8 protein-coding genes are annotated in these 11,433 nt (G+C 43.2%); 6 read left to right on the top strand and 2 right to left on the bottom strand.

Annotated elements, in window-relative coordinates; all coding sequences use genetic code 11:
- Nucleotides 1–180 precede the first annotated feature (180 nt).
- From IQ264_RS28415 to IQ264_RS28390, 6 genes are all read left to right on the top strand, one after another.
- A complete protein-coding gene (locus tag IQ264_RS28415) occupies nucleotides 181–417 on the top strand; it encodes a hypothetical protein (protein WP_193985339.1) in 237 nt (78 codons plus the stop codon).
- 154 nt (nucleotides 418–571) lie between these two features.
- The gene (hpsA, locus tag IQ264_RS28410; RefSeq protein WP_193985337.1) at nucleotides 572–5,263 is read left to right on the top strand and encodes a hormogonium polysaccharide biosynthesis protein HpsA; all 4,692 of its coding nucleotides are present in this window, start codon (nucleotides 572–574) and stop codon (nucleotides 5,261–5,263) included.
- 162 nt (nucleotides 5,264–5,425) lie between these two features.
- Nucleotides 5,426–6,091: a prepilin-type N-terminal cleavage/methylation domain-containing protein gene (locus tag IQ264_RS28405; protein ID WP_193985335.1), complete on the top strand. Its 666-nt coding sequence runs from the start codon at nucleotides 5,426–5,428 to the stop codon at nucleotides 6,089–6,091.
- A gap of 40 nt (nucleotides 6,092–6,131) precedes the next feature.
- On the top strand, nucleotides 6,132–7,190 hold the full coding sequence (locus IQ264_RS28400; RefSeq protein WP_193985333.1) for a prepilin-type N-terminal cleavage/methylation domain-containing protein: 1,059 nt from the start codon (nucleotides 6,132–6,134) through the stop codon (nucleotides 7,188–7,190).
- Nucleotides 7,191–7,239: 49 nt separating this feature from the next.
- Entirely contained in the window at nucleotides 7,240–7,860 is a 621-nt protein-coding gene (locus tag IQ264_RS33765; RefSeq protein ID WP_193985330.1) for a pilus assembly FimT family protein, read from the top strand.
- A 105-nt stretch (nucleotides 7,861–7,965) separates the two neighbouring features.
- Nucleotides 7,966–8,493, top strand: coding sequence for a type II secretion system protein (locus IQ264_RS28390; protein WP_193985328.1), 528 nt, complete (start codon nucleotides 7,966–7,968; stop codon nucleotides 8,491–8,493).
- Between the two features lie 70 nt (nucleotides 8,494–8,563).
- On the opposite strand, the gene glgB is transcribed toward IQ264_RS28390, so the two are convergent.
- Together glgB and IQ264_RS28380 are read right to left on the bottom strand one after the other, a co-directional pair.
- Complete coding sequence (gene glgB, locus IQ264_RS28385; protein WP_193985326.1) at nucleotides 8,564–10,876, bottom strand: 1,4-alpha-glucan branching enzyme; 2,313 nt, start codon at nucleotides 10,874–10,876, stop codon at nucleotides 8,564–8,566.
- Nucleotides 10,877–11,110: 234 nt separating this feature from the next.
- The coding region (locus IQ264_RS28380; protein ID WP_322744824.1) for a hypothetical protein at nucleotides 11,111–11,433 on the bottom strand (323 nt) is incomplete at its 5' end.

Genomic DNA, 11,433 nt, shown 5'->3' with positions numbered 1-11,433 from the left:
TTCTCGCACAAGGGTGATCGGTTTTTTGTGAGGGTGGGTAATATAAGTCTAGTCCCTGATGAGGAACTTTTTTTAAACATTTAATAAATAATAAAGAAAAATCCTCCCCAGGATTGTAGTTCTTTAAGGGAAAACGCTGATGTTGTTTTTAGTTGATTCGTCATCTGAATGTAGGCGCAAATGAAACAAAATCCTTTCTCTGCACCCACTACTTTACGATCGCGATCGCACAGCCTCCCCTGTGCAAATCACAACAACCATTACTCCAGCGAAGATAAACTTTATTTTTCCCCAGGTAAGGCTTCCGTCCTACCTACTATTATTTTCCAGCAACTTCATCTCAATCCGTTAAAATACATACATCTTTTAACACAAGTCTATTTGACATTAAAGCGTATTTTCTCGGTGGCACTATAGGTTTACAGTTGTTAGTACAGAATTAAGCGTGAAACTTTATAAAAGTTTTATGATTCCTCTCAATCTTTCTTAAATATTAATTTTCTTTAGGGAAAAGCATAGTTTATTTTCCCGCCTGTTAGAAGCCAGATTCTCTTATGTCAGGAAAGCAGCCATGTTAAGACGCAAACACATTAGAGCTATTAAAAGAGCATTTCACAAGTTATTTAAACGAACTTGGAACTGGATAAATACTGTTACTAAAAGTTTATTTGATTGGTTTTTACGAACTGTCTTGCTAATTGGTGTTAATAAACAGCGACAGCCTCATGCTAAAGCAGGTTTTGTGCTACCAACAGTTGTTTTGCTATTGTTAGTAGTCACTTTAGTAGTAGCTGCTATATTACTACGTACCCAAAGCCGGACTATTCAGGTAATGGGTTCGAGAGAAGAACAAGTTATTTATAATGCTGCTACTCCAGCAATTGAAAGAGCAAAGGCGAAATTAGAGTATCTGTTTGCACAAGATACTCGGATTCCAACAGGTGCTGCTTCCGACCAGTTGTTGTTACAGATATTAGCTAACGATGATAGCCTCTACTCTTTGGTACAAAAAGCTAGTCCTGACCCCTACACTTTTGGGACACAAAACCAACCCGGAAGTGAAAAACGCATAGACTTAAACGGAGATGGAAATCCAAATAACGATCCAGCTTGGTCTTATGAAACAGACGTAGATAATGATGGAAAACTGGAAACAGTTGTCTATGGCATTTATTTAAGAAGTAGAGATGATACTCAACAAATTTCCATAGATGGTATAGGTGGTAGAGATAGCAACGGCATTGCAGTAGACAAGGATGGTTCAGATACAGACGCAAAAAAAGCTAAAGCCCTAGTAACTCGTAACGGTCCAATTAGCACTATCAATCTGAACGACACAGTTTGTGCAAGCCTGACTAACAATCCTACACCACCCCCTCCAAATAGCTTTAATAGTGTAGATGAAAGTGTCTGGTATCCATCAGGTAGCGGTGTGCTACGCAAAACCTTTCAAGTAGATGCGATTGTTGTTTCCAGCAAACAAGGAACCAGCCGCACTGTTGCCACCTTAGAATTTCAACAGGATAGACAATTAGACAGAGCTAACCGATGGGGGGCTTGGTTCCGCTACGACATGGAAATCTATCCAGGTGCAGGTTTCAACTGGAACGGAGCCATGTACAGTGCAGGCAACCTCTTTATCGGCTCCGACAATACATTTAGAGCTTATCTGATTAGTGCCCCCAAATCTTGCTTCTATGGCAAAGATTCTTCGGAAATTACTGTATTGGAAGAACCAACACCGTCAGGGGGAACACCTCAATATCAAGGACAATTCAAAGCTGCTGGAGCACACAATAATAGTGCTGGTTCTGCACAAATTGACCTGCAACTGCCTGGAGGGAATAACACAGATCCTGATAAAAGCAAAACGAATGTAGTACCAGCTATTTTGAATGATGGGAGCGACTCGGTAGGAGGGAAATCAGCCAGCGACGTAGCAATCGATCCGGTAATTTTGTTTACTCAAGACCTGTCCCGTGCCAAAGGAGGAAACCCTCTCAATAGAGACCCTGCTAGAGATAGTAGTTGGAGTAGTAAATCTTTTGTAACGCAAGGTAGATTTCGCAACCAGCTACAAAATCCTCCCTATGTTGACGATACTTACCGAGCCGATAACCGTTGGGGTCCGAAACCTAAGTACGATCGCGTAGACTCAGAATTAGCGCTGAATAATGCCGACAGATACAATGGTAAGCCGATCGCCTCTACCCCTATTAGCCCTACAAAAATTGACAAATTGATCGGCAACACAACCAACACAGTATCTGACCCGGATTATAGACTACTTGGTTTGGATGGTTACTGGGAACGTCGCGCTTGGGCAAATGGTTTGCGAGTAATTGTTTCTCCCAGGTTGCAATTGGGTAATACTTTTGGTTGGGTTAATTCTGACTTGAATGGAAATGGAAACCGTAACGATGTTGGTGAAACAGACCCGCTTTATCCGGTTAATAAAAATGGTACGTCCCACGAACAACAACAAAGACGTACTCTCAGAGATAACTTAGCCGCAGTTCAAGCAACTGTTGTTTATCACCATGATAGTGGTGCACCTAGTCCAGCTGGAGATACTCCTCTTGCTTGTGTAGCAACTACTGCTCATCCGGGAACTCAGACAACTGATTGGGACAGTAGAAATTTCATGCTTCCCGGACAAAAGTACTGGTATCCCACTCAACCAGCAGCTTTAGTTAGTGACTTTTTCTATGGTCGCGGTACTAATGGATGGGAATTCACTGTTCCTGCTCTAAGTGAATTTACTGGCGGCACTCCATTAAGAACTGCCCTACAAAATCTGGCTAAATTTGCTGGAGATTACACAGATGTAAATAATAGCGGTGCGTTTCCACCGACCCAAGGTGGCAGAGTTTACCCCAACCCATATTTAACCATGTGGGGGAACTTCTCGAACCTAAAAAGAGCCTTAGCTCTCCCAGCAAACAATAGCATTGCCGATAATTCTTATTTGCATACAGCTGGTTGTGCTGTGGGGATGTTAGCGTATAACCTTAACTATTTCTTACAATCGCCTAATTATGACAACTCTTGGTGGGCATCAACCCCGGCAAGCTTTACTACTGTAAGTACTGCTTTGGAATCAGCAACTAATCCAGTTACTTGGCCTACTACTGGTTACACGCCAACGCCGGATGACTATATTGCTAAGTTAACAGGCGACAATCAGAGGTTGGCAAGATTTGTTCACATGAAAGAGCAAATCATTCGCGATCGCCGCTTTGGTTTTTCCGACTCACCGACAACAGCAAACTTTTTCAAGTACACAATCAATCAGCAAACGGATACTCCTGGTACTCCTCCTACTACTGGTAGCTTTTCATACGCCGGAAAAACTTATACAAACGGTCAGACTGTTAATATAGGCTGTGACTTTAGCTCCACAGGCAATAATTTCTTTGGCATTTCTACTACGAATTCGGGTCCCACCAACACTTATGCAGCAAACGTGACAGTGCCTAGCGGTGCAGATAATGAGAAAAGATTCATCATTCTAGCAACCAGTCTTTGCAATACAAAACCCAAATTCCCCTCACTTTATTACCTTTTCCCCACAGCTGCTAACAACAACCACGATCGCATTAGTGCTCCTGTAGGTGCAACTCTACCGACATCGGAACCATACCTCGATGCGTCATTGACTAATAATAGTGAACAATTCACTGCTGTCGAACCAACGGCAATTACATCTGTTCAACCAAAAGGTGAAAACTGGACAAGCGGCAACAACAGTGCTAACGGAAACTGGTACTTACCCACTAGTGACCAAATTAACCCAGCATCTCCACTGGAAAATGATTTTGGGATCATTACTCGAAATGCGCCAAGTAGTGCTACTGCTCCAAACAGATATACTTCTCTGATAGACACTGCTTTCTTCGACAGCCGAGAAAAAATGACGGTGCGAGCCTTAACCCTTGACTTGAACTTGTTGAGGAGAAACACGATCGGCAGCAACACCTGGCTACCCAAAAGCGGCATCGTCTATGCTTTCCGGGAAGATGCAGTACGAGAAGATACTATTGCTAGACCCGCGAGCGGAACTAGCCCCAATAACAACACCAACCCCACTAGTCCGACAGATCCACTATTAGAAACCAACGGCCTCACGCGCAAACCAGTGGATTTCAAACCAGACCCCGATCGCCGTCCATACGGTTTCCGGTTGAGAAACGGTCAAGACCTAAGACGTTATCCGAATGGTATTCTTGATGAAAATAACCCCAGAGGCATCACCTTTGTTTCCGACAACCCGATTTATATTCAGGGAGACTTTAACTACCACAGCACAAATGGAACTAGCAGCAATCTAATTGAGGAATTTAGCGATAAAAAGATATTTAATTCCGGTGCAGCACCTGATTGGGGTAGCTTCTACACTCGCAGTACGCTAGATACCAACTTTGGCAGAACTGGCTCTGGCAAAGATACTTGGCGACCTGCCGAAATTCTTAGCGATGCTATAACTATCCTTTCTAATAATTTCCACAAAGGATACATCGACTTGGGTATTACACAGGATGTAAGCAATGCTCAAGTTACCAGTCGCTATTCCTTCCTAGCCATAAATGGGCCTACTACCCCTACTTCTGGTAATGGTTGGTTGCTGGAAGATGGAACAGTAAGAACAACTTCTAGTACCTTACCAATAAAACTTTCCCGCGACGGCCACCCAATGTTTTGTAATGTTGCACCAACTAATGGATTTTGTCCTGTTGCATCACAAACACCATACAACTCCACTTACCGCGCCTTAGATGCTGACTACAGAACTAATGTTAACCAAGCCACCGAAACCAGAGTTAATTCCATCATTGTCAGCGGCATCACACCCACTGGACTGAACCAACCAAATGGTGGTTTCCACAACTTCCCCAGATTTATTGAAAACTGGAGTAGCACCAGTGCTCTAATTAGCGGGTCTTTTGTGCAATTAAACTTCAGTACCTACGCTACTGCTCCTTACACCCAAAACAGTGTTATTTGGGAACCAGCAAATACAAACCCCGGTGGTGCTGGCAACGTTCAATATTACCAACCACCAAACCGATATTGGGGTTATGATGTGGGGCTGCAATATGCACCAGCAGGCCCAATGTCTCAACGTTTCGTTACTTCCGGCAAAAAACGTAGTGAATTCTACCGAGATTTAAAAGTAGACGACCCCTACATCTGTCGGTTGCGTCTGGCTCTTAATAAGTCTAATGGCCTATTAGACCCAGCTTCGCTAAAAGAATGCCTGTAGCGAAATTGTGAGGGATTCATTTAAACAGGAGAAACTCTAATGTTTACTAAGTTACACTCACCTGACATCCCTCCCTCTACTCTTTCTCAGGAGGGTTATTCCCCCTCCCTCTTGAGAGGGACAAAGGGAAACCGTCAGTCAGAAAAAAATTACCCCAAGCTTATGTCATTCCTCTTAACTAAGCTGCCGTCAAAAAATACATCTCACAAAGGTTTCAGCTTATTGGAATGCTTAATTGGCATTGTAGTTATTACCATAGTCATCAGTGCTATTAGTCCACCGATTTTTCTCGCCGTTGGTACTAGGATACAAAACCGCCGCGCTGAACAAGCTTTGCAGTTAGCACAGGGGGAAGTCGATCGAGTAAGACGCACTGTGGAAACAGGGAATTACAGTGACACAGATTTACCCCCAGAAGGTGCTGCCCCAAATACTAGCCCTCAAAGTCAAAACGCACCTGGGTCAGCTGATAAACTTCCGTCAGGCAAAGTCTTTCCCACATCCGCTACTCAAGCAGCAGAAGTCGATGTGAACGGCGATGGAAATTCTGACTTTTTCGTGCAGATTTACCGTACTCCTGGAGTAAGAAACAATGATAGCCAACTGATGGCTTTTGGCATGGGTGTGCGGGTTTATGCCTACTCTGCAAAACAAAATTTTGGCACCTTGGAAACAACAACAGCCTCTTTAAGAATGACTACTGCATTAGGACAGCAACAAAAGCGACCCCTAGCAGTTATTTATAGCAATGTGGTTCGTAGCGATACAGGTGTTTCACTTCAGTGTTACCAACAATTTTTAGGTAACGGAATTTTTAAGTGTAACTAACACAAAATGTTTTGTTCTTTAGTGCAATCCTGAGAAAAAAATGACTGTCAAACTTTTTCAAAAAATACTCAAACTGGGAGGCGCTAGTTCCAGAAAACGATCAAAAAATTCTGGTTTTACTATTTTGGAACTTCTAGTCGCCACTCTTATTGCTACTTTTGTAGTAGTAGCACTGTTAGATTTTGTTGTAGATTTGTTGCAAACAGACCGTCGAGAATATGCCCGCAACGAAACCCAACGGGAAATTCAAATGGCTCTCGATTATATGGTCAACGATGTCAGAGAGGCAGCTTATATCTACGATTATGCGGGTCTTCAGAAAATTACAGATTCAAAATATATGAAGCTACCTCCTGGCTATGCTCCAATATTGGCTTTCTGGAAACCTGAAACGATTGGGGATAATGATATGGGGAGCCTTAAAGATTGCAATCAATTTGGGACAAATAACGATAAGAGAACTGAGTGTGACTTGCTCATAATTAGACGCAGAGCTTACACTTTGGTCGTTTATCTCCAAAAAGTTAACGATACCAACGATAAGAGTCAAGGATGGAGGGGTGTCTCCCGGATTGCCCGTTTAAATATCCCTAAATATACACAAACAGGTGTAAGCAGTTTAACTAAAACTCCAGGATACGTCGATCCAGCCGAAAAAACCGTTAAATTCGAGACTTGGCCGTTAGATGGCACTGGTGTGAGTCTGCAAAATGAAGTTGCAGACGGCACTGCAAAAGGCACTACTCAAGTGTTAGTTGATTTCGTTGATTTTCCCACTAAAAGTCGTAAAAGTGATCTATATAGTGATACGCTGACACCACCTGATAAGACTCAATGCCCTAACAATACTAACTACAGCCAGATTCCGTCTTCAACAGGTGCTACTCCAACAGGTGCTACCTTTGACAACCCCAGCTTTATGGTTTGCGTCAGTACTAACAACACTATTGGTGCGGGAGCTCTACAAAGCAACGTTAACCAAGACGTTTTGATTTTCCTCAGAGGCAACCCAACTGGTAAAGCAGGTGTAAATGTCGCGCCCCTTTTGGCAGTGAAAACTCAAGCTGTGGCTCGTGGGGTTGTTGATAAACAACAATAGTTAAACTGACAATTTTTTACCAAATTGTTGGAAATAGGAGTAATTTAACATGAAACCTTTCTCGAAACAAGCGCTCGCTGGTTTCACGCTGATAGAAATGTTAGTTGTAATTGCAATTATTGGTATTCTCGCAGCGATCGCTGCTCCCAATTGGTTAACATGGTTAACCAAACAAAGGGTAAATAGTGCTCAGGCTGAAGCTTTGGTTGTACTCAGAGAAGCCCAAGCAAATGCAAAAAGAGAAAAAAGAATTTGGCAAGCCTGCTTCCGCGATGATGGAACCCGAGTGCAATGGTCAGTGCAACCTTTACCTCCCAATATTGGCTCCCCAGTTAACAAATGTTTGAATCCTGGGGAGAGTTCTACTTCTGGTATTGTCTGGAACAACTTAACAGATGAAAGTTCTGACTTGATTGCGATTGATACTACTAAGAGTAACCTGAGTGAGGCTGGTAACAATGCTTACAGCGTTATGTTTCAATACAAAGGTTTGTTAGTAGAAAGTCCTTCCCAAACAGGAGTACTTACCTTTGGTACTCGGCAAAATCCAGGACAAAAGGGAGTAAAAGAGGGGACAAAGCGCTGTGTCGCAGTTATAACTTTGTTGGGTGCCACATCCGCAGCTTCAGATAATGATTGTTCATCTCTAATGCCTATAGCAAAGCCATAATCAAAAACATTGCCCAAAAATCTGGACTCCAAAATACTTATGCCTGTTTGGTAAATCATACCGTGCAGAAGGGAATACTAAGAACGGTGCAGTTCTATTAATTACATGAAGTACCCGTATTCCCGTTTAAGTCTTGGATTTACCCTAATTGAGTTATTGGTAGTTATTGCTGTAATTGGAATATTAGCAGCGATCGCCACACCGAGTTGGCTAACTATCCTCAAACGCCATCGCCTCAACAGTGCCCAAGCCCAAACATTAAACATTATCAGACAAGCCCAACAAAACGCCAAAAGCGAAAAACGAGTTTGGGAAGCAAGTTTTCGGAAAAGCGATCGTTGGATACAATGGTCAGTACATCCAGTTAGCGATACACAAACTAACCCCACATGGAATTATTTACTCGATGAGGATGCAGATCAAATCGAAATCGATCAGACTCACACTACACTAAAACAGAGTAACGGAAGTTACAATATTCAATTTCAATATAAAGGCAGAGTTAACGGACAACTAGGTAGAATCACTTTTATATCGCCTGGAGCGAACGATAAAGCCCCCAGACGTTGTGTATTTGTTTCCACCTTACTGGGAGCTATGCGTACAGATAGCGACAAAGGTTGCCAAAACTAAGTCCGTTGTAACGACTTTAGTCGTCATCTTTCCAATAGAACGACTAAAGTCGTCACAACAAACTTATACTTTACGAGTCACTAGCTTCCACATCCACTGCATTCTCTTGCGTCACCGCTGGACGTTGCAACTTCAAAATCAACACACCCAAAGGCGGTAAACACAAATCCAGCGAATAAGGCTGATTTTGATACCACCAATCATCACTCCACTTTCCTCCCAAATTGCCCATATTACTGCCACCATACTTGCGGGCATCACTATTGAACAACTCCTGATAAAAACCCGCTTCCGGTACACCTACTCGGTAATGACTATGAGGTTGCGGCGTAAAATTACACACCGTCACCACAAACTCATCAGAATCCTTAGCGCGGCGGACAAACGAAATCACACTATGACGATTGTCACTACAATCAATCCAGTAGAACCCAGCATCATTGAAATCCTGAGTATATAAGCATGGTTCACTTTGATACAAATGATTCAACTCCGTCATAAACAACTTCAATTGCTTATGAGCGTCATATTGCAACAAATGCCACTCCAAATCCGACCAAACATTCCACTCACTCCACTGACCAAACTCCATACTCATAAACAGAGTCTTCTTACCAGGGTGAGCATACATATAAGTCAGCAGCGCCCGCACATTAGCGAACTTCTGCCATTCATCACCAGGCATCTTGCCAATCAGCGGACTCTTGCCATGCACCACCTCATCATGAGATAACGCCAGCATAAAATTCTCGCTGTGGTGATACCAAATACTGAAAGTAACATTGTTTTGATGGAATTGGCGGAACCAAGGGTCCATGTGGAAATAATCCAACATATCGTGCATCCAACCCATGTTCCACTTCAAATTAAAGCCCAAACCACCCACGTAAGTCGGCCAAGAAACCATCGGCCAGGAAGTAGACTCTTCAGCAATGGAAAGAATACCAGGGAAATAACTAAAAATTACGTGGTTCATCTGGCGCAGAAAATCCGCACCCTCAATATTTTCGCAACCACCATACTGATTAGCCACCCATTCACCATCAGGACGACAGTAGTTCCAATAAATTATCGAAGCTACCGCATCCACCCGAATTCCATCAATGTGATACTTATCGAACCAAAAAAGTGCATTCGCCACTAAGAAATTCCGCACTTCATTGCGACCATAGTTAAACACCAAAGTCCCCCAACCTTTATGTTCACCTTTTCGGGGGTCTTCGTGTTCGTACAAATGCGTTCCATCAAAGAAAGCCAAACCATGACCATCTTTGGGGAAATGTCCCGGCACCCAATCTACAATTACCCCAATTCCATTCTCATGGCACTTATCGACAAAATACATGAAATCCTGCGGCTTACCAAAGCGAGAAGTCGGCGCATAAAACCCTGTCACCTGATAACCCCAAGAACCATCAAAAGGATGTTCCGCTACAGGCAACAATTCAATGTGAGTAAAACCTAACTCCTTTACATAAGGAATTAAGTAATCTGCCAACTCCCGATAAGTTAGGAACCGCGACCCAGGTTTTAGTTCGGAAGTAATAACTACAGGTTCTGTTTCCCCGTTAGGTAATCTGGCAGGTTCAGCGGAAGAAGCGTGCAACCAAGAACCCAAATGACATTCATAAACCGCTATTGGTTTGGTCAATGGTTCAGTATAACGCCGCTTCTCCATCCATTCTTCGTCATTCCAGGTGTAGGTAGTTAAATCTGTAACTATTGAAGCGGTTTTCGGTCGAACTTCTTGTTGATAACCATAAGGGTCGCTTTTCTCGTAAATGTGACCTGCGTGATTTTTAATTTCAAACTTGTAATGCTCTCCCACACCCAATCCAGGGATAAACAGTTCCCAAATTCCGTTTACCCGCCTTGCCATCTGATGTTTACGTCCATCCCAACAGTTGAAATCACCTAATAAAGAAGCATTTCGCGCATTTGGTGCCCAAACCGCAAAATACACACCTTTAACTCCGTTGACTTCGGTTAAGTGTGCGCCTAACTTTTCATAAATTCGGTGATGATTTCCTTCTCCAAACAGATGAATATCAAACTCTGTTATATGGGGTGAACGAAAAGCGTAGGGGTCATAGATAACCTTTTCATGTTCGCCTTCTTTGACCCGCAATTGATAATTTGCTAGCTCTGTGACCTCAAGAACACATTCAAAAAAGTGGGGATTATGTACAGGCTGCATGGGATAATCTTTCCGTTGTTCGGGTAGAATTACCCAGGCTGCATCTGCATTGGGCAAGTAGCTTCGCACCACCCAGACGGTTTTGCCATTCTGTTCTATCGTATGCGGCCCTAGTACTTCAAAGGGGTCGTGATGCTGATTCCAAACAATTCTGTCAATCTGCTCTGGGGCAATGGTTGTGGACATGAGGCTACCTTACCTAAATATCGACTTAACTAAGTTGGTTTGACCGGGAGAGTCGTCTAGAAATAGTTTATATTTAATACATTTTTTTACACACTTTTAGCAAGAACGACCTGTGCCGATGGTTGTCATGGCTGGGGGTAGCGGGAGACAAGGTGACAAGGAGACAAGGAGAGTTAATTTTCAAACTTCCTCTGTTCCCCATCTCCCCATCCTGGTTAGAATTTCAGTCTGGTGTTAAAAATCTAAAAATGGTAGGATTAGACGAATTTGCGATCGAATTCGCAGCAGGAAAAGCAAATGCTTGATCTCACGACTAACCATTGGCTCAGGTGGGGAATCTAGTTGCAGAGATGCTTGTAATTCAGCATACTCAGCAGCACTCAAAAGTTTACCATCGATCGGCGATCGCCCTTCTGTAATTATCTCCGTCCGCAAAATCTCTTCCGGTATATCCTCTGGCGGCGGCAGGGCTTGCACAACCCTGGGAAAACAACCCACCCACACAGCAGCCCCAACGGAAAGAAAGGACAAGGGGACAAGGGGCAGGGGGGCAGAGG

Origin of the sequence: [Phormidium] sp. LEGE 05292, from assembly GCF_015207735.1 — a bacterium.
Taxonomy (GTDB): Bacteria; Cyanobacteriota; Cyanobacteriia; order Cyanobacteriales; family Aerosakkonemataceae; genus Floridanema.
Note: the sequence above shows the minus strand (reverse complement) of the source record. Positions and strands in the feature narration are given on the sequence as shown.

Coding starts and splice junctions, on each gene's coding strand:
- IQ264_RS28415 (WP_193985339.1), top strand. CDS start 181: ATGAAACAAAATCCTTTCTCTGCACCCACTACTTTACGATCGCGATCG.
- hpsA (WP_193985337.1), top strand. CDS start 572: ATGTTAAGACGCAAACACATTAGAGCTATTAAAAGAGCATTTCACAAG.
- IQ264_RS28405 (WP_193985335.1), top strand. CDS start 5,426: ATGTCATTCCTCTTAACTAAGCTGCCGTCAAAAAATACATCTCACAAA.
- IQ264_RS28400 (WP_193985333.1), top strand. CDS start 6,132: ATGACTGTCAAACTTTTTCAAAAAATACTCAAACTGGGAGGCGCTAGT.
- IQ264_RS33765 (WP_193985330.1), top strand. CDS start 7,240: ATGAAACCTTTCTCGAAACAAGCGCTCGCTGGTTTCACGCTGATAGAA.
- IQ264_RS28390 (WP_193985328.1), top strand. CDS start 7,966: ATGAAGTACCCGTATTCCCGTTTAAGTCTTGGATTTACCCTAATTGAG.
- glgB (WP_193985326.1), bottom strand. CDS start 10,876: ATGTCCACAACCATTGCCCCAGAGCAGATTGACAGAATTGTTTGGAAT.